At 70.3% G+C, this 19,231-nt stretch carries 18 protein-coding genes; all 18 read left to right on the top strand.

From position 1 onward, the window contains the following. The first annotated feature begins 9 nt into the window (after positions 1 to 9). On the top strand, positions 10 to 807 hold the full coding sequence (locus tag APZ21_RS31595; RefSeq protein ID WP_051028835.1) for a DUF8175 domain-containg protein: 798 nt from the start codon (positions 10 to 12) through the stop codon (positions 805 to 807). Further along, a complete protein-coding gene (locus APZ21_RS31590) occupies positions 804 to 2,261 on the top strand; it encodes a hypothetical protein (protein ID WP_040703647.1) in 1,458 nt (485 codons plus the stop codon). The genes APZ21_RS31595 and APZ21_RS31590 overlap by 4 nt, the downstream gene beginning before the upstream one ends. Continuing rightward, positions 2,258 to 3,730, top strand: a complete 1,473-nt coding sequence (locus APZ21_RS31585; RefSeq protein ID WP_040703648.1) for an SCO6880 family protein — start codon at positions 2,258 to 2,260, stop codon at positions 3,728 to 3,730. Before APZ21_RS31590 ends, APZ21_RS31585 begins: the two co-directional genes overlap by 4 nt. Beyond that, positions 3,727 to 5,433 carry a hypothetical protein gene (locus tag APZ21_RS31580; RefSeq protein WP_040703651.1) on the top strand — a complete coding sequence of 569 codons (1,707 nt, stop codon included), beginning with the start codon at positions 3,727 to 3,729 and terminating at the stop codon, positions 5,431 to 5,433. The genes APZ21_RS31585 and APZ21_RS31580 overlap by 4 nt, the downstream gene beginning before the upstream one ends. 15 nt (positions 5,434 to 5,448) lie before the next feature. After that, positions 5,449 to 6,555, top strand: a complete 1,107-nt coding sequence (locus tag APZ21_RS31575) for a C40 family peptidase (RefSeq protein ID WP_239476956.1) — start codon at positions 5,449 to 5,451, stop codon at positions 6,553 to 6,555. Between the two features lie 63 nt (positions 6,556 to 6,618). After that, positions 6,619 to 7,188 carry a hypothetical protein gene (locus tag APZ21_RS31570; protein WP_040703652.1) on the top strand — a complete coding sequence of 190 codons (570 nt, stop codon included), beginning with the start codon at positions 6,619 to 6,621 and terminating at the stop codon, positions 7,186 to 7,188. Then, on the top strand, positions 7,185 to 7,859 hold the full coding sequence (locus APZ21_RS31565; protein WP_040703654.1) for a hypothetical protein: 675 nt from the start codon (positions 7,185 to 7,187) through the stop codon (positions 7,857 to 7,859). The genes APZ21_RS31570 and APZ21_RS31565 overlap by 4 nt, the downstream gene beginning before the upstream one ends. Further along, complete coding sequence (locus APZ21_RS31560) at positions 7,856 to 8,398, top strand: hypothetical protein (RefSeq protein WP_040703655.1); 543 nt, start codon at positions 7,856 to 7,858, stop codon at positions 8,396 to 8,398. Before APZ21_RS31565 ends, APZ21_RS31560 begins: the two co-directional genes overlap by 4 nt. Beyond that, complete coding sequence (locus APZ21_RS31555; RefSeq protein ID WP_040703656.1) at positions 8,395 to 9,510, top strand: hypothetical protein; 1,116 nt, start codon at positions 8,395 to 8,397, stop codon at positions 9,508 to 9,510. The genes APZ21_RS31560 and APZ21_RS31555 overlap by 4 nt, the downstream gene beginning before the upstream one ends. 19 nt (positions 9,511 to 9,529) lie before the next feature. After that, positions 9,530 to 10,411, top strand: a complete 882-nt coding sequence (locus APZ21_RS31550) for a hypothetical protein (protein WP_156371435.1) — start codon at positions 9,530 to 9,532, stop codon at positions 10,409 to 10,411. A gap of 64 nt (positions 10,412 to 10,475) precedes the next feature. Beyond that, a complete protein-coding gene (locus APZ21_RS31545) occupies positions 10,476 to 11,378 on the top strand; it encodes a hypothetical protein (RefSeq protein WP_040703658.1) in 903 nt (300 codons plus the stop codon). Positions 11,379 to 11,391: 13 nt separating this feature from the next. Then, the gene (locus APZ21_RS31540) at positions 11,392 to 12,369 is read left to right on the top strand and encodes a hypothetical protein (RefSeq protein ID WP_040703659.1); all 978 of its coding nucleotides are present in this window, start codon (positions 11,392 to 11,394) and stop codon (positions 12,367 to 12,369) included. Between the two features lie 176 nt (positions 12,370 to 12,545). Then, positions 12,546 to 13,547, top strand: coding sequence for a hypothetical protein (locus APZ21_RS31535; RefSeq protein ID WP_051028837.1), 1,002 nt, complete (start codon positions 12,546 to 12,548; stop codon positions 13,545 to 13,547). Between the two features lie 49 nt (positions 13,548 to 13,596). Continuing rightward, entirely contained in the window at positions 13,597 to 15,465 is a 1,869-nt protein-coding gene (locus tag APZ21_RS31530) for a type IV secretory system conjugative DNA transfer family protein (protein ID WP_051028838.1), read from the top strand. Next, entirely contained in the window at positions 15,465 to 16,397 is a 933-nt protein-coding gene (locus APZ21_RS31525; RefSeq protein ID WP_054816796.1) for a DUF4913 domain-containing protein, read from the top strand. The genes APZ21_RS31530 and APZ21_RS31525 overlap by 1 nt, the downstream gene beginning before the upstream one ends. After that, the gene (locus tag APZ21_RS31520; RefSeq protein ID WP_040713688.1) at positions 16,394 to 17,272 is read left to right on the top strand and encodes a hypothetical protein; all 879 of its coding nucleotides are present in this window, start codon (positions 16,394 to 16,396) and stop codon (positions 17,270 to 17,272) included. The genes APZ21_RS31525 and APZ21_RS31520 overlap by 4 nt, the downstream gene beginning before the upstream one ends. Further along, a complete protein-coding gene (locus tag APZ21_RS31515) occupies positions 17,269 to 18,186 on the top strand; it encodes a hypothetical protein (RefSeq protein WP_156371434.1) in 918 nt (305 codons plus the stop codon). The genes APZ21_RS31520 and APZ21_RS31515 overlap by 4 nt, the downstream gene beginning before the upstream one ends. Before the next feature lie 169 nt (positions 18,187 to 18,355). Continuing rightward, the gene (locus APZ21_RS31510; protein ID WP_051030282.1) at positions 18,356 to 19,213 is read left to right on the top strand and encodes an MBL fold metallo-hydrolase; all 858 of its coding nucleotides are present in this window, start codon (positions 18,356 to 18,358) and stop codon (positions 19,211 to 19,213) included. The last annotated feature ends 18 nt before the right edge of the window (positions 19,214 to 19,231 follow it).

The raw sequence follows: 19,231 nt of genomic DNA, 5'->3' as shown, positions 1-19,231 counted from the left end.
GCCGTCCGCATGCGAATTCCTCGACTGCTGATCATCCTCATGACCGCCATCGTCGTGGTCGTCATCGTCGTGTTCGTCGTCACCATCACCCGCGACGACGAACCCGCCCCGCCCGAGCCACGGACACCCCGCCCAGACGCGAGCGCCACCGAGCCGCACCCGAGTGCCACCGCAACCCTGGGGCCGACCGCGGACCTGTTCGGCAACCGACTCGACATCGCCTCCAGCGACTCCGGTACCGCTCTGGTACAGGAACCAGCCCGCCGTGCCGACCCGAGCCAGCCGGACTACCTGGTACGCGCGCCCGCGGGGATGGCATGGCAACGCGGCTGGGGCGGAGCGGCGCTGCCGGTCTCGATCAGCGACGGCCCCACCACGATCACCGACGGCATCGCCTCGGGCTTCGGGCGCACACCCCAAGGCGCGGGACTCGCCGCCGCCGACGCACTCGGGCGCGCGCTGGCCGCGCCCGATCCCACCTGGCGCCAAGTACTCGCGACTCGCTATCGCGGCGGTGGCCAGGCACTGGTCGACCGGTTCGCGCGCTCGCGGGCGCGCACTCCCGAGGCCGCCCGCTACGTCACCGTCCCCGACGGCGTGCGGATCGCGCAGGGCTACAGCCCCGACTACGCGGTCGTCGAATTCGCCATCCGTGACGGGCTCGGCTACCGGATCGCGCGCTGGCCGATGGCCTGGGCCGACGGCGACTGGCGCGTCGCGGTGCCCACCGAGATCGAAACCCTTTGGGGACCAGGCACCTACGTCGACTCACTGACCGGATTCGGCAGCTGGAGGACAGCGGCATGAACCACAGCATCGTCATCGCAGCACCGCCCGGCGGCGTGCGCGAACAGCTGCCGACACCCATGGTCTGCGACATCCCGCTCGGCCCTCAGCAGGTGTGCGACCAGGTCGGCCAGGTCGCGACCCGCGCGGTCGGCTCGGCCTGGGACGACATGGTCGATCGCCTCATGGACGGGTTCACCAGAGGCGTGCGGATGGCGATGGGTTGGTGGACTGATCTGCCGTCTCCAGTGTTGACCGGTCCCGGTGGCCAGCCGGGCGCGGCGCTGACCGCGGTCCGCGAGTTTAGTGGCGGGATCCAGGTGGTGTTCCTCATCGCCGGGATCATGTTCGCCGCCGCCCGTCTGGCGCTGGCCAAACGCGGCGGGCTGGCAGGCGAAGCCCAGGAAAGCTTCCTGATGCTGGTACGCGCCTCCTTCACCTCGATGGCGTTCGCGGTCCTGGTCACCACCGGTACCCGCGCTGGCGATGAGTTCTCGAACTGGGTGATCTTCACCGCCAGCGACGGCGACTGGGCGCGAGCGGTCGAGCGGTTCGGGCAGGTGAACGAGCAGACCAAATCGACTCTGGGCACAGGGATCTTGTTCGTGGTCGGGCTACTCGGATTGATCAGCACCCTGATCCAGCTGGTCATGCTGGTGATCCGCCAAGCCCTGCTGATCCTGGTCGTGGCAGTCATCCCCCTAGCAGCGGCAGCCTCGGGCACCGGGCCGGGATCGCAGTCCTACAAGAGGCTGATGTCCTGGTCGCTGGCGTTCGTGCTCTACAAACCCGTCGGCGCCCTCGTCTACGCCATCGCCTTCACGGTCATGGGCGACGAGAACCAGACCGACCCGCAGCAGGTGCTGCTCGGATTGATCCTGCTGGTGATGAGCGTGATCGTGCTCCCGGCCCTGGTCCGGCTGGTCGCTCCGGCGGTCGCAACGCTGGGCGGGGGCGGTGGCGCGAGCGCGGTGCTGGCCGGTGGCGCGGCCGGTGTCGCGATGGGCTCGACCGGCGGTGGCGGTAGCGCGCGCAAGGTCAGCGAAGGTGAGAACGCGCCCAGCGGAGCAGGATCCGGTGACGGCCCCGGCGGCGGTGCACCGCCCGGCGGCGGTGGAGGCGGCGGCGGGGGCAGGCCCCTGGGCGGTGGTACGGGCAGCGACTCCGGCACGGCGTCGACAGCCGATACCGGCAGCGCGCCTTCGAGTGGATCCGGGACGGGATCTCCAGCGCGGTCGACCTCGCCGAATGCGAACTCGTCGGCAGGGGCGGGCGCGGAGTCCGGGGGCGGTGCCGATGGCGGTGGGGCAGGCGGCGGTGCCGCGGGTGGAGTTGCTGGTGCGGCGGTGATGGCGGCGCAGCAGGTCAAGGCCGCGGGCGAGCAGGGCGTTGCCGCGGTCGAGTCGCAGACCCGTGACGCCGCCGACGGGGGCTGGAATCCGGATTCGCTGACCCCGGCGGAGGTGCGGCGATGACCGCGCGGATGTACGGGCGGTGGGAACGCCCCCGCAGCGCAGGGTTTTTCGGGTTCACGTGGGGTGTGTCGATGTTCGGTCTCGGGCTGGTGATCACGATCATGGCCGGATTCCTGATCACCCGCTCGCTCAGCGTCGCCGCCGTCTTGGTGGTCGTGGCCGCGTTGGTGTTCGCGCCGTTGGCGGTCACGATCAACGGCCGCACGGGGTGGGAGCTGCTGGCGTTGCGTATCCAGTTCGCCGCCGCGCGCTCGCGCGGGGAACACCTCTACAAAGCGGGGCGCTTCGCACGCATCCCCGGCATCGCGAAACTACCCGGGCTGCTGGCGGATTCGAGGCTCTCGGAGTACGAGACGGCGGGCGGGCGCAGGTTCGCGATGCTGCACATCCGCCGCAGCGACCACTACACCGTCGTGCTGCGGGTCGTCCCGCGCGGCAAGGAGCTGGTCGATCAACCCCAGATCGACGCCTGGGTCGAGGGATTCGGCCAGTTCCTGGCGACCCAGAGCCGGGGCGGGGAAGTCGTGGCCATTACCGCGGTCCTGGACAACGTGGTCGAGACCCGGCTGCGTCAAGCCCGTGAGGTCACTCGGCTGGTGCGCGAGCAAGCTCCGGAGTTCGCGCGGGCGGTGATGCGCGAGGCCGCCGCTGACCTGGGCGGCGTCGGGGTGCGCATCGAGGCCCGCATCGCGATCACCTACCGCGCCATCGGCAAAGGCCGTGTCCGCCGTGACGAGGCCGAGCAGGCCCGTGAGATCGGGCAACGCCTGCAAGGCGTGCTGTCCCAACTCGCCCGCGCCGGCCTGCCCGCCACCCCGCTCCAGGCGTGGGAAGTCCTCGCCCTGGTCCGCAGCCGCTACGACCTCGCCTCCCAACGCGACGTCGAAGCCGCTGGCGCGTCGCTGGTGGAGACCCAGTCCTGGGATTCGGTCGGCCCGGTCGCCCACCTCGATCGCTGGGATCACTACGTCCACGACGGCGCCCGCTCGATCACCTGGGAGATGGACGCCGCGCCGCGCGGCGCGGTCATGGAAACCGTCCTCGAAGAACTCCTACGCCCGCGCGCGGACGTGCCCCGCAAACGCGTGGCCCTGGTGTATCGGCTGCACTCGGCCGCCGAAGCCACCTCCCTGGTCGACTCGGACTTCCGTGACGCGATCGCGGCCGAGCAGACCGAACGCGGTATCGCTTCCGCGTCGGCGCGGATCCGGGTCGGCAACACCAGCGCCGCCCGCGAGGAACAGGCGCGCGGTGCGGGCTTGACCCGGTTCGGGGCGTTGGTGACGGTGACCGATCATCTCGACGGGGACCTGCCCGGGATCGAGGCGTCGGTCAAGGCGATGAGTGCGGCGTCGCGGTTGAGCGTGCGCCGCTGCTACGGCTCCCAAGCCGCGGCCTTCGCCGCCAGCCTGGGAATCGGGTTGATCTTGCCGGAGCACGCGTCCATTTCCAAGCGGGTCAGCGCATGACCAGCGAGAACAGCATCCGGCGTGATCGGCGGCGCCACGAGACCGTCGCGGGGGTGCGGATGCTCACCGCGACCGCGCGCGCGGCGACCGAAGCCGCTGCCGCCCGGCCCGGACCGCGCGGTTGGTGGGCGCGGCTGGCGATATCGAGCGATGATCATCGCCGGGCCACCGCCGCCCGCCGCACCGACACCGCGGGTGCCGGGGATGGCTTCGACCGATCGCCCGCGCAGCTCACCGACCGCGGCTACCGCGGGCCGGGCGGCGGCCGAGCCGCCGTCGTCCCCACCACCCCGGAATGGCGCGCCACCACCGTCCAGGTCGCCGGACTGTGGCCCTTCTCCGTCGGCGCCAGCGCACCCACGGTCGGCACACCGGTCGGCTCGCACTACATCACCGGCGCCCCTGTCCATTTCGACCCGATGTCGTGGTTCCTGAGAGGATTCATCACCGCGCCGATCGCTTTCGTGTTGGCGCTCAACGGATTCGGAAAATCATCGCTCATCCGGCGGATGGTGACCGGCGCGGTGGCGGCGGGGGAGACCGTGCTGTGCATGGGCGACACCAAACCCGACTACCGCGACCTCGTCGAGCACCTGGGTGGGCAGGTCGTCGATGTCGGCTACGGCCACGGCACGCTCAATCCTCTCGACGTCGGCGCGCTGGGGTCGATCGTGGACCGGCTCACCGATCCCGACCAGCGCCGCCAGGTCACCGCCCGGGTGGAAGCCGGACAGGTCAACATCGTCGCCGGTCTCATCGAACTCGTGCGCGGATCCCGTGTCGCCGACTACGAAGAAGTTCTCATCGCCGCCGGGCTGCGCGAACTCTACAGCCCCGTACACGAATTCACCTACGAGCGGCCACCGCTGATCGAAGACCTCCTCGCCGTGATCTCGACCGGGGGTGAGCAGATGCGGCGTTTCGCCGAAGAAGACGACGACACCGCCTACCGCGGTTCCACCAAAACCCTGCGCCGATCCCTACGGGCGCTGGTGGAGGGTCCGTTCGGGGCGATCTTCAACGGCCCCACCACCACCCGCCTGAATCTGGCGAGTCCGGCGGTGTGCGTGGACGTCTCACGCATCCCCGAGGGCGACACCAAACTCCTGGCAGCGGTGTTGATGGTGTGCTGGTCGGAGGGTTTCGGCGCGGTCGCCGCCGCGCACGCCCTCTCCGACGCCGGACTCGCCCCGCCGCGCACCTTCGAAGTCGTGATGGACGAGATCTGGCGCGTCCTCGGGGTCGGGGAATTCATGGTCGACCGCGTCGACGCCCTGACCCGACTCAACCGCACCCTAGGGACCGGGCTGATCATGTGCAGCCACACCATCAAAGACCTCGCCGCCTTCGATTCCGCCGCCGCGCAAGCCAAAGCGCTCGGATTCTTCGAACGCGCCCGCGCGAAGATCATCGGCCCGGTCGGCCCCGAGGAGATCGATCGCATCAGAGCCGCGGTCGGCATCACCGACACCGAGAAACTCCTGGTCACTTCCTGGGCGGCGCCGCGTCCGCCCACCGATGACGACCTCGATCCCGGGCAACGCGAAACCCCTCCCGGCACAGGCTGCTTCCTGCTCAAGACGGGTGAAGCCGCCGAGCCCGGTGTCGCCTTCCGGATGACGTTCACCCCGACCGAGCGGGCCAGCCAGGTCCACAACACGAATCGTCGTTTCGATCTGGATACCGAATCGAGCGGGCGATGACCAGCGGAAATGATGATGAACGCGACCTCGAGAACGACCGCCGCCGCGGCGATCCTACTACCGATCGCCTTGCTGGTCCTGTTACTCGGGGTGATCGCCGCCGACCCCCGCACCTCCTGCGCCACGCCACTGGGCGTCTCGGCGGGCGGTCCGACCGGGCAGACGGTCGCGGGGATGACCGAAGCCCAATTGCGGTTGGCGCGCGACGGGGTCGTTATCGGCAAGCAACGGCTGATGCCCGAATCGGTGATCATCGCCGAACTGGCCGCTCAAGGGGTGGAGTCCGGGTTCCGGAATCTCGCGAATCCGTCGGTGCCGGAATCGCTGAGCTTCCCCAACGACGGCCTCGGCCACGACCACGACTCGATCGGACCGCACCAACTCCGGGCGAGCGTGTGGGGGTCGGTCGGCATCGCCCAGTTGATGAACCCCGTCTACCAGATCAACTGGTTCTACGACCGCGCCGAACAATCCGGCGCGGCTGCGCAACACCTCTCACCCGCGGAGTTGGCCCAGCACATCGAACGCTCGGCGCCCAACGCCTACGCCGGGCAGATCGAACTCGCGCGCGAGCTGTATCAACGCTTCGCCGACATCGACCCCCGCACAGCATCATCCGTGGTGGGTGCGGCGCCGACAGGGTGTGGTTCGGGGGTCGGGTCGACGTTGAGCCCGGCCGAGGCCAGCGCGTTCGGGCGCGCGGTGATCGAGCACGGCTCCCGGTGGATCGGGACCCCGTACGTGTGGGGCGGCGGGGACATCAACGGCCCTACCAACGGCGGTGTGGACTGTTCCGGCTTGACGCTGTACGCGATCTATCACGCCTCGGGCGGTCGGATCCGGCTGCCGCACTACACCCAGGCCCAACAGGACCATCCCAGCGCGGTGGTGGTCCCGTTCGCGCAACGACAGCCGGGCGATTTGATCTTCTTCACCTCTCCCGGCGATACGGATTCTCATCACGTCGGGATCTATCTGGGCCCCGACGAGCAGGGACGCGACCAGCTCCTGCACGCGCCGCAATCCGGGCAGACGGTCACGACCACCCTTCTCAGCGGATTCGCCGGGGAGCGGATGGACGTGCGCCGCTACGAGATTCGCGACCCGGTGGGAGTGTCATGACCGCTCACGTCCGGTCGCCGATCTCGCAAGGATCGTATCCCGCGCCGAGGGGGGCTGGCCGGCATGGCTGAATTCTCCCATTCCTACAGCGCGCCGCGACGCTATCGCGACCGCGATCCGGATGAGTTCGCGATGCGCCTGGATTTCGCCCTCTCGACAGTGTTCACACGCACCCTCGAAGACAGCGAGATCGACAGCGAGTTGGCCGAGCGCATCGAGGACCGCATCGGTGAGATCGGGCAGCGGTGGCGCGAGCACAACCGCCTCGCCGGGGACTGGGGCTATCTCGTCGACGCCTTCGCCGATTGGCGGGCACGCCCGGACACGATGGCCCGGTTCATGGACCGGGTCAGTGCCGACCGTGCCGAGGGCTACGACGTGATGACTCCCGTTCAACTGCGCAGCCAGCTCCAAGCCCGCGCCATGGCGGGGCACAGCCCGACCTTCACCCGCGACGAAATCGACGCCGCGTCCACGACACCGGGCGCTACGGCCTGGACCGAGGCCAGCGCCGCCATCGACGCCGCGCTCGTAACCGAGCCCGACACCCCCACGACCGTCGATTCCTCGACCGAGGACCTCGGCGAGCAGGACGCCGCAGCGACACCGGACCCGGCGGAGGTCGAACCGTGAACGAGCACAGCGACCGACCGCAGCCCCGGGCCGCGATGACCCTGCGCGAGATCCAACAGCTGGTCACCGCCAACCTCGCGTTTCTTCGTCGCACGACGCGCGCCCTGGATCTGGAACGGTTCGCGGTCGAGCACGGCCTCGATGATCCGCCCGCGTTCGAGAACTTCGTGCGCGCACTGCGGGTCACGGCGGGGATCGACTACGAGGCCGTGCGCGCGCTCAACGCCGCGCGCAAAGCCCTGGATCCGATCTTCGCCGTGCGCGCCGCGCACGGGCCTCGACTGCTGCTGTGGTGCGCGGGCACCCGCAGCCTGTTCACCGTCGTCGCCCCGGGCGGCCACGTCATCTGGCGCGACCGCCACCCACCGGAGGCCGCGGTGGACAGCATGGTCCGGGCCGCCGAATCCGCCGCGCACCAAGCGATCCGGGTCGCCGGACAGACCTGCGGGCAGTGGGGAGTCGACGCCGCGGCCCTTCGCCTGGTCGTGGCGCGCAGTCACGGCATGGACCTGGTCGGGCTCCACGGCGCCGCGCTGGCGGCGAATCTACTGCTCGACATCGTCACCGACCCCGCAGGTAATCCCGCCGCGCGCGCGAACACAGCCCCGTGCGTGGCCTGGCGGGGCAGCGAACTACTCGCCCTCACCGACCCCGACCGGGAGCAGTCATGAACAGTCGAAACACGACAGCGGCACTGACCGCCCTGGTCGCGCTCACCGCGACAGCATGCGCCACCCAGACCCCCGCCGACCCGAACGCTTTCGAGACCGGTTGCGGTGCAGCTAGTTTCGCCGCGCCGTTCGAGTACGTCGATCCGTGTGACGCCGAGCAGGTCCTCACCGCGGCGGTCACGGCGGTCTTCGGCTACCGGCCCGACGTGCACGCCGACCCACGCGACGCGCTGGACACCGCGCGACCCGTGCTCGACGACCGGTTCGCGGCCGATGCCGCCGCGAGCGCGTTGGTGTGGAGCCCGGTTACCGCCGCGGTCTGGCAGCAGTGGCGATCCGAGCGGGTCCCGGTCGAAACCAGCGCGCGCATGCTGCCCGATGACCACCCACCCGACACCGCCACCCGGGTGGCGCGGGTCGTGCGCGTCGACATCGCCGCGCCCGTCTCCGATCCGGAGGTGTTCGCGGTGTATGCCACCGCGACCCGGGCAGGGTCGTCGATGGCGTGGCGGTTGTCGGGTTTGCAGGTGCGCGCATGAGCGGCGACCCGGTCGAGGAAGGCGGCCAGCAGGTCCGCCAAGGCTTCGTACAGGCTCTGCAAACCGCGCACACCACCGCGGCGTTGATGCGTGGACGCGGCACCGAAGGCCGCTCGGCCACCGAACATCGCCAGCGCGTCCAACAAGCCGAGCAGCGCGAGCTGCGTTCGATCCGTGAGCACAACGTCCGGGTGGGCGTCGCGATCGACAAAGCCAGGACGGACTGGAAGATCGGTCAAGCCCGCGTCGACGAGATCAAAGGCCGCACCAGCCACAACAAGGACGCGCACGAACTCGGTGAGACCGAGACCCGGGCACGCATGGGGCGCGCCGACAGGGATCTGGCACGACGCGACAAGGCCGGTGAGCAGGAGCACACCCACAACCAGGAGATCCACGACAGGAAGACCAAGGCATACGACCGTCGCGAGGAACGCGCCGACGAAGTGCACGGTCTCGACGTCGAGTACAAGCGGCTACTGATCGATATCCGCAGGCGCGCGGCCGGTTTCACCGACACCCTCACCAACCAGGGCAGCGAGGGGCAGGCCGAGGCGTCAACGGCGGCGTTCGCCGCCGCCGACGCCAACCGGGACCTGTCCGACGAACACGACGCCGACGCCGACGCTTTCGCTCAGCGCTTCGCCGAGGACACCGGCCACGAGTTCACCGACGACGGGGTCTTCACCGCCGCGGCCCTGCCCGCTACCGCCGACGATGCCGTCATCGACGTCGAATTCTTCGACATCGACCCCGACACCCCGGAGGCCACCGGCAGCGACGGGCCGGCCACCGATCCCGGTGAGCCCATCGAACCGGAATACCCGGGGTCGAGCTCGAGCTCGGCGGATGCGGTGACAGGGCTGACCGAGGAGCTGACCGCCGAGACGCGCTTGTCGCACGTGGCCGAGCCGTTCATGGATTCCGAACTCGCGCCCGACCGCGGGGTGGGTGCGTTGGTCGCCGACGCCGTGGACGCCGCCGTCGGCGGCGACATCGGCGACGGACCGCAACCGGGGGACGAGGCGGGCATCGATCCGAGTGCCGAGTGGTTCGGTCCGGACCCGGAGTGGGATCAGCGGTTCGGGCCGGAGCCGGAGCGTGGCCTATGACCGCGACGAGGAGCCGGTAATGGACACCCCGACCGGCCTGCAAGCCCACCTGCTCCGAGGTATCCAGAACCTGGCCTTGGACAACGAACGTCGCCGGCCCCGCCCGGCCGAGAGCGGCGAGCTCGCCCCCGTCGATGAGCAGTGGGGCATCGGGCAACGCTCCCTGGACCAGCTCGAGCAGGTCGCTCTCGGCATCGGGGTGCCGAAGGCGTGGATCGACTACGCGCGCGCGTCCGGGCAACGCGGCACGCGCTGGCAGGCAGGTCGGCCGATGCTGGGTTCCGGTCACGTCGACCGCGACGAGTTGATCACCGGCCTGGGCCGGGAGGTGCGCGGCCTCCAGGACATGGCCGGGCTCGGTGCGGTCTTCACCGAACGCGGCATCGACGCCGATGTCACCGCTCGTTTCCGCCGGATGATGGGCATGACCTGGCAGCGTCTGGGCGCGACCGCGCACGCCCTGGGAGTGACGACCGAAGAACGCCATCAGGTCTGGGCGCGTGGGCAGCACCATTGGTCCACCGTGGTCGCCGAGCGAGTCCGCGACGCCGACCTCAAGGCGTTGGCCCGGGTCTGGAACGGGATCGTTTCCGCCGACTTCAGCGCGGCGACCATTCCCGTGGTCGTGCTGCAAGCCGCCGGGATCACCGCCGCCGACGCCTCGGCAGCGATGCCGACCTCCCCCGACGACATGGTCACCGAGGTCACCGAAGCCCTCGCTCTGCTCGACGACCGCGCTACCACCGACCCCGCCCTCGACCGCACCGCCGCCGCGATCGCGACCGCGGTGGAAACCGACCCGGCCACACCCGACACCGACACCGACCCCGATACCGGGCCGGCCGACCAACACCCTCTGACCCCGTCCTACCCCGACCCGAGCGAGGGAGCCGAACCATGACGACATCGACATCGACACCTGCGAAACCGGTTGTGCCAGAGAGTGAACAGAGAGGACGTCACGGATGAGTAGACCCGAGGATATCGCGGACCTGGCGGGGTGGAAGGCCGGGTTGTTGGCCCGGATCCAGGAACGCGGCACCGAGCACGCGCGGCTGTTGTTTCGGGGATATCCGGACTACAAGCCCGGATTCGAGCGCGGCGACGTCGCGATCGCGACCTGGCGAGCGCACCTGCGTGACCTGGAGGCCGAACAACAGGAACTGATCGTGCGCGCCGGCGCGTCCGGAATCCCGGACACGGCGATCACCGCGGCGATCGACAACGGGGCGGCCGGTAGGCGGTGGGGCGAGAGCGTGACCGACCCGCCGACCACCCGCCACGGCGAGGACCCGACCCGAGCGCGCATGATCGCGGCGATCGCCGAGGACGTGTGGACGTTGGAACACATGGCCGTCATCGCCCTCGAGCGTGAACACCGCGGGGTCGGCAACCAGACCGATAGCGCCGGACACCAGCAGTACCTGATCAACATGGATCTGCTGTGGGACCGGGTCGACTCGGTCGCCGCGCTGGCCGAGCTGAGCGAGACCGAACGCGAGCAACTCTGGGGCCGTGACATCCACGGCTGGGATCGCCTGGTGGACTACACCGTCGACGGCTACGACGACCTCGAACTCGAACAGCTATGGCGCACCCACGCCTGGGCGGGAATCGCCTGGGACGTGCACCGCGGCGTCGAGAACATGGGCGCCGACGCCGCACGGTCGCAGGTCCCCGACGCCGACCGGCCGCCGAGACCGCAGGTACTGCTTGATCACGCACGCGAGGCCGTGACCGCCGCCGCCGACGCCGAGGCGATCGGGCACGCGCTGACGGTCAGCGGGCCCGAGGCACGCGAGGAGCGGTGGATCCTCGGCATGGACCACCCACCCGAGGTCGGATTCGACGGCGGAGTCGAACCATGAGCGGGCGGCGATCATGAGCACACCGCCCCCGCCGCCCCGGGCCCGTGAGACGGTCGTGCAGTGGCAGGCACAACTGCTGACCCAGATCCGGCTGCTCACCGCCGAGCACACCCGCATCCTCGGTGAGGGCTGGGAGGGCTTCGAGCCCCTGGACCCCGGCGGTGACGCCGAATCCGCCTGGCGCGCGCATCTGGACGCGCTGACCGGCGAACGCGAACGCGCGGAGCAGACCGCGCTGACCGCGGGGGTGCGCCAGGACTGGATCGCGGACGCGGTCGCGCTCGGGGAGAACAGCGCCCTGCCGCGCGTGGACGCCCTGTCGCGACAGGACTCCATGCCCTGGCGCGACGACGCCGCCCAATCGTTCTTCATGGACATGCTCGGGCTGGACCTGTGGCACCTGGAACGCATGGCCGCGTTGGCGGCCGAACGCGGCGACCGCATCGCGACCGGACGGTGGAGCTACGGGGCGAACCCGGACTCGGAAAAGACGTTCGCCCAGAACATGGCGTTGCGCCACGAACGCGTCGTCGCCCTGGCACACGCCGCGCAGATCACCGAGAACGAGGCCGCCACGTTGTGGGGCGACGCCGCCGAACCGTATCGGCGTGACCACGCCGTGCGACTGGAAATCCGAGACGAACTCAGCGTGGTCCAAGCATGGAATTCCTACTCCACACCCTCCACCGAGATGGCGATCCCGCCGTATGTGCCGCTCGACCCGGCTACCGGCACCCCAATCGCCGGCGCGCACGCGCTGCCGCCGACACCCCAACAGATGATCGCCGCCGCCGCCGCGACATTGCGCGCCGAATTCATCGACGCCGCACTCATCGACACCGCCGACGCCACCGCCGCGCTCGGCGCCATCTCCGCCGCCGTCGACGACGCGCTGCCCACCGACACCACCGGGCTCGACACCGCCACCGATCCCGGGCCGGAGCCGGAGAACGACGGCGGATACCGCTACGACTACGGCACCGACCCCTGACCCGTTGATCGACCCTCGCGTTTCGTTGATGCCGCCGGTCACGGGTACTGGCCGCGACATCGAACCCACCCCGGGGACACCGCATTCCTCTCTTTCACGAGGCTGCCGATGTCCATTCCGTACCAACCACACCACCACCCGCCGCGACCGGCTGACCGTCTGCTGGGGCGGTGCCGATGAGCTGGGCGCAGTCGCAGCCTGGGTCCCCCACCGATCCCGGCTACTACCACGATGCCGCCGACGACCGCGAAGCCCGGCTGCGCGCCGATTTCGCCCTCCACCACTACCTGAGCGAGATCGCTCCCTTCGGCGAAACATCCGAGCAGGTCGCTGAACTCACCGAGCGAGCCCGACTGCTGGCACTCCGGTGGGCCGATCCGGGCGATGTCGAAGCCCACGAGTTGTGGACGCAATTGGATGCCGCCACCCGCGCGTGGCAGTCCCACCCGGAAACCACCCGCACCGCCTACGTCCGCGTCGCCGCGGCCCACGCCGACGGTGACGAGGTCGTCGACGACCTCACCTTGCGCAGCCTGCGCCAGGCGGCGGTGTTGACCGGCCGCGTCGAGCCCGACATCACCGGCTCGGCGCAGGACAGTGCCCGCTCCCGCCCCCAGGACCGGGCCAACGTTATCGAACTACGCCCCGGCAACGCCGTCGACCGCGCACTCGGCGGACGTGGCCCCGAGGTCTCGATGGCCGAGATCGACGCGCTCATCGCCACCACCGACGACCTGCTCGACGCCGAAGAACTCGACGGCGATCTCGATACCGGCACCGACCGACGCAGCGTGGACCGGGCTGCGGCGCTGCGGCGGGTGCAGGACCTCTCGGCCGAGCACACCCGCACCAGCGAACGCTTCGCCGACCTGCCCAACCACGACCAAGCCCTCATCGAGCGCCTGGAAGAACTTCTCGACCAGACCCGCCAAGCACGCGGCGACGCGGCGCTGGCCGGGGCCGACCCGGAACAAATTCATCGCGCCTACCTGGCCGGACGGGACGGCACCTACGCCCACGCCACCACCGAGGCCGACCCGACCGCCCACATCGACGCCGCCGTCGCCGCCGCCCTCGGCGACGCCGACGGCATCGATCCACCCGACCCTGAACCCGAACCCGGTGTCGACGTCGACGTCGAGCCCGAACCGTCCCGAGACATCGGAGCGTCGCTGTGAAAACACCTGTCCACCAACAGATCACCGATCCTTATCCAGGAGTGCGCGCATGATCGCGACACGAGAGACCCGTCGACGGACCAAGAGCGGAGTCGGCGAGGAAACCACGATGCTGCTGCTGTTCCTCGCGGCACTCGCACTCGCGGGCACCGCGTGGGCGGCATTGTCGGTGGGCCGGTGGTGGGCCGGGTTACCGGTCACCGGGAACCCGGCCGCCGCCCTGCTGGCCGTGGTGCTCGGCAACACCGGGTGGCCGTGGCAGGCCACACTCGTGGCCGTTGTCCTCTACGGCCTCGAAGCGGGCGTGCTCGTGGCCGGGTGGCGGCTGCTGCGCACACTGCACGAGATCGATGCGGCGGCGCGGACCATGCAGCGCCCCAACCAGATCCGTATCGCCCGCGCTCGCGACAACGCCGCGGCTAATCAGCGGTTGCTGGCCGACGCGCCCGAGGACGTGCAGCAACTGAAAGGCCCGCCGCTGGGGCGCACCGTGGTCGGCGGGGTCGAGTTGTTCGTGCCCACGGAGTTGGGGGTGACGATCGCGGCCGGTACCCGCACCGGCAAGACGATGGCCTGGGCGATTCCGGCGGTGCTGGCGGCGTGGGGGCCGTGCCTGGCCACCAGCAACAAACCCGATCTCTACCGCCACACCGTGGGCGGCCGTGAGGAACGCGGCCGGGTGTGGGTGACGGATCTGCAAGGGGTGACCGGTACCGCGGTGTGCGGGTTCTGGGTGAACCTGCTGACCCAGGTCGCCGGGCTCCCGGCGGCGCGCAAGCTGGCGGGGTTCTTCGTCTCCGCGTCCTCGGGCACCGCGGCTCAGGCCGCGAATGCCAAGGTGGACAGCTATTTCGATGGCGGGGCCCAAGAGTTGCTGGCTCTCTACATCCTGGCCGCCGCTCGTGCGGGCGGAGATCTGCTGCACGTGGCCGAGTGGCTCGGCAAGGACCAGGATCCGACCCCGGCGCTGATCCTGGACGCCCACGGCCAGCGCCGCCCGGCCGACCGTATCCGCGAGTCCCAGGCCCTGTACGCCCGCCAGCGCGACGGGCTCTACGACATGGCGAGACGGTTCTTGAACGTCCTCGCCGATGCCGACTACGCGCAGATGGTCACCCCGCCCGCGCGCACGCACCTGCGCGTGCGGGAAGCCAAGGCGAAGGTCGTGATCGAGAAGAAGATCCAGTCGCGCACGCACGAGTTGCCGGAATTCAAGCCGGTCGATTTCGTCGAATCCACCGACACCGTGTACGCGCTGTCGATGGCCGGACCCGACGGCGCCACCCCGCTCACCTCGGCACTGGTCGGGCAGATCATCGAAGCCGCCCTCACTGCGGCCCGCGCCCGGCCTGACGGGCGGCTGGCGGTGCCGCTGCTCGGTGTGCTCGACGAAGCCGCCAACTGTGCCCGCATCTCGGAGCTGCCCTCCTACTACACCTACGCCGGGGGCTGCGGAATCATCCTCATGACGATCCTGCAAGTCCTCGAACAGGGCGAAGACCTCTGGGGCGCAAGCGGACTCAAGACGATGCGCGCCCAGAGCATCGAGGTCTACGGCGGCGGTATCGCCGCGGTGGACTACCTCCAGCACTGGTCGCAGATGGCCGGACAGCACGATGTCGCCGACCGCTCCCGCAGCCGCGGCCAGGGCGGCACCAACCGCACCCTGTCGTGGCGGGCCGAACCCATCCTCGAAGTCTCCGCGCTCGCCGCGCTGCCGAAAGACCGCGCCCTGGTGCGACTGCCAGGCCACGGACCGGTGCTCGTGGAGAAGGTGTGGTGGCAGGACACCGACTACGCGCCGGTCATCCGCCGATCGCTGAAGGAATTCGCCACCAGCGGCCAGTCCGTCGTCGTTGTCGCACCCGACGACGGTGACGACGATCCGAGCGTTTCGGGCGGGGCGGGGGACCAGTGATGAGCACTCCGAATCCGCCTGCGGCACCGGCCGCGAAAACGGCGCGGGCACGCAAGCCCTCGTATCCGCATTTCGTGGCCTTCGCCGAGAAATGGTTGCTGCCGTTGATCAGCGTGCGGATCTCGGGCGGCAACCGCGAGAACACCTACACCTGGTGTGCGCAGTGGTGGGCGCACCGGGCGGTCGCGGTCCGCGTCGCGCACCTGCACGCCGCGTTCGAAGCCTCCCGCGGCTCCGGCGTCAGCGCGTTCGTCACCGGCCACGTCGACCCGCACTTCCGGGTCATCCTCGACGCCGCGCAAGGCCCGCTGCACCGCTGCACCCCGACCGAGCACGTCACGACACCCTCGTTGCCGTTCGAACCCGTTCCCGCCGAACAACTCCCACGCATCATCCCGCGCGCCGACACCGACCCGGAGTCGGCGGCCGGGGCCGGTGCCGGTTCGGGGAGCGGCACCGGCGAGGACGGCGGCGCGAAAAAGAAGAAACCGCCGCCGCCGCGATTCAGCGACTACCGGCTCTGGGTGCAGGACTGGCTGCTGCCGGTGACCTCGGTGCGGATCGCCGGCCAGCACCGGGAGGGCACCTACACCTGGTGCACCCGCTGGTGGGAACACCACAGCGTCGCGGTCCGCTTCGCGCTCCTGCACGCCGCGTTCGAGGCCGCGGTCATCTCCGCGAACAAGACCGCGATGTCGTCGCTGTTCACCCGCGGTATCGACCCCACCATGCGCCTGGTCCTCGACGCCGCCAACGGGCCCCTGCACCGCTGCGTACCGGGCGAGCACGTCGACCTGCCCGGACTCACCGCCAGCCGTGTGCCCCGCAACTGGTTCGGCGCGCCCGGCACGCGCCCGGTGATCGAACGACTCGGATTCGGCCCCGACTACCGACTCCTCGCCCCCGGCGAGGACACCCAGGAGCAGCCGTGATCACACCCACCCGAGCCCAGACCCGCGTACTCGCGGCCGTCCAGAACTCCAGTCGCGCCCTCGCGGACCTGCTCACCGAAGCGCAAGGAATCGATGGCGCACCCTCACCGCAGTGGTTCGGCGCGTACCAGCGCCACGCCCTCGGGCGCGAGAACCTGCTCACCGCCGCCACCGCGGGCGCGGTACCGGCCGAATGGCTCGACCAGGCCCGCGCACGCGGCGACCGCGGGATCGGCTGGCGCAAGGAGCTGTATCTGGTCCGTCCCGGCCCGATCGACTGGGACCGAGTCCTGGGCGGTCTCGGCCAGGACGTGGCTCGAATCCAGGAATGGGCAGCCCTCGACACCGCCTACCGACAGCTGCACGCCCACACCCCGACCGCAGTGTCGGCGAGCCTGCGCACGAACACGGTCGCCCTCTACATGCGCACCGCCGGTGTGGCGAACCTGCTCGGGCTGACCGCCGACCAGGCGACCGAATTGTGGGGCGAGCTCGACGACTGGGCCGCCGCGGGCGCGGCCACCCTGGAGGGGGTGGCGGCCGAGCAGATCCGGCACCGCTGGCACACCGCCGCCGACACCGACACCAGCGGCTGGACCGCACAAGCCACCGCGCTGGCCGCCGCCGGTGTCGATACCGAGACCAGCCCCGCACTGCCTGCTCCCGAGGCACTGCGGACCGCGCCCACCAGCGAACTGTGCGCGGCGCTGGACGCGGCGCTGCCCGACAGCGACCAGCAATCCTTATTGCACGGCGACAACGGATCGGGCCTCGAGGTGCGCTTCAGCGATGTCGCCGCTCCCGATGAGCCGTGGGTCGGCGAGAACGTCGGCACCGCACCGGTTTTCTCGAGCGCGCAGGCGAGTCCGTGGTGAGCGCGAATTCGCTGCCGGTGCGGGTGCGCGACATCCCGTCCGATCAGGCCGAGGGATTGCGGCGCGTGCACGAGCTGGCCGCCGAAGCCACCCGACGCAGGCATCTGCTCGACACCGCGGGGCTCTCGGTCACCGATCGGCTCGCCCAGCAACAACAGCTCGATCGGGTCGACCGCGAGCGGGGCCTGCTCGAAGTCAGGGTCCGGAGCACGGGGGTGCCCGCCGCCTGGGTCGATGTCGCACGGCGACTCGGATTCTCCCAGCAGCCATGGACCCCGCACCAGATCCTGCCCCCGCCCCTACCTGCGACACCACGGCGCGGCAACCGCCACCGGGTCGCCTCCGACACCCGCCTGCTCACCGACATGGCCGCGGTCGCGGCAGTTCGCGAGCATCTGCTGGCCCACCACCAGATCCGTGTCGACCCGAACTCGGTGGACGAGCACCAATTCCGTCGCAACATGCACACGCTCTGGCAGCGCGCCGTCGTCACCGCCACAACGCTGGGCATGAGCACCGCCCAGCGCGAACGCATCACCGCCACCGCCGCCGCCCGCCTCGATGAGCGCCTGACCCTCTACCGCGACCTGTCCCTCGACGACCTCGACACCCTGTGGCACACCTACACCGGAGCCGCCTTCGGCGACACCGCGCGCCGAAAGCTCACCAAAACCCCCGAACGCGACACCACCGACGCGGCGTTGCCCGCCCCCACGGAATGGCTCGAACAGGCCCGCACCCGACTGGCCGCCACACCGCGCACCGCCCCCGCCGACGACATCGTCGCCGCGGTCGCCGCGGCCGTCACCGACCCCGATCCGGATCAGGGCGTCGAGCCCGAACGCGACCACGACGCCCGCCTCGACCAGTTCGCCGACCATCAGGCCGCCATCGAGTCCGGACCCGACCCGTGACCTGGCCGCTCTCGGCGCGCCCGCAACCAGCACAGGAGCAGACGTGACCCGCCCACGCGGGCGACACGACCCGCCCGGACCCGACAACCATCGCGACCGCCGACGAACCCGTCGGCCGATCCCGCACCGAGACAACAGATCTCGGACACCCCGAGAAGGAGAACCCACCGTGACCGTCACCAACGACCGACTCACCCGCCCGGCCGGACTGCGCCGCCGAGTCTTCGGGCACCATCGCGTGACCTACCTGCCCGACGGCGTGGCGCTGCTGGACGCGCGCCGCTGGCTGCCCGACGCCGACGCCCAGGTGTGGCGTCAGTTCTCGGCTTTGGTCGACCCCGACGGCTACCTCGTGGCCAGCGTCGGCGCCCTGCTCATCGAATACGGCAACCGCGCCATGCTCATCGACGCCGGATTCGGCCCCCTGGCCGTGCCCACCCCGGTCGGGCAGCTGCGCGGCGGGCAACTCATCGACAGCCTCGCCGCGGCCGGGAAATCGGTCAACGACATCGACCTCGTCGCGCTCACCCACCTGCATATGGACCACATCGGCTGGCTGTGGCAGGCCCACACCGACACCACCATCAACATCTTCGCCGGCATCCCGATCCTGATCGGCGCCACCGAATGGGACCACCGCGAGCTCGCCGTCGCCGACGGCACACCCCCGGAAGTCCTGGCCACCTTCGAAACCCAGATCCGACCGGTACCCGACGGCGAGTTCTTCCCCGGCGTGCGCGCCCTGCCCACACCGGGACACAGCCTCGGCCACACCAGCTACCTGCTCGACAGCCTCGGCGAGCGCCTGGTCGTGTTCGGCGACGCCCTCACCACCCCGATCCAGATCACCCACCCACGCCTGACCAGCGCCGCCGACGACGACCCCGCCCAGTCGCGCGACTCCGCCGCCCGGCTGCTGCGCGAACTCGCGCAGCCCCACACCCGCGGGTTCGGGATGCATTTCGCCGACATCCAGTTCGGCCGCGTCGTCGACCACGAACACACCGCCCACTGGCAGCCCGAATAGCCGCGATCACACACCGCT

The sequence above is a fragment of the Nocardia arizonensis genome (assembly GCF_001310275.1).
GTDB lineage: Bacteria > Actinomycetota > Actinomycetes > Mycobacteriales > Mycobacteriaceae > Nocardia > Nocardia arizonensis.
The sequence above is the reverse complement of the archived record's forward strand: the minus strand, read 5'-3'. Positions and strand labels throughout refer to the sequence as shown.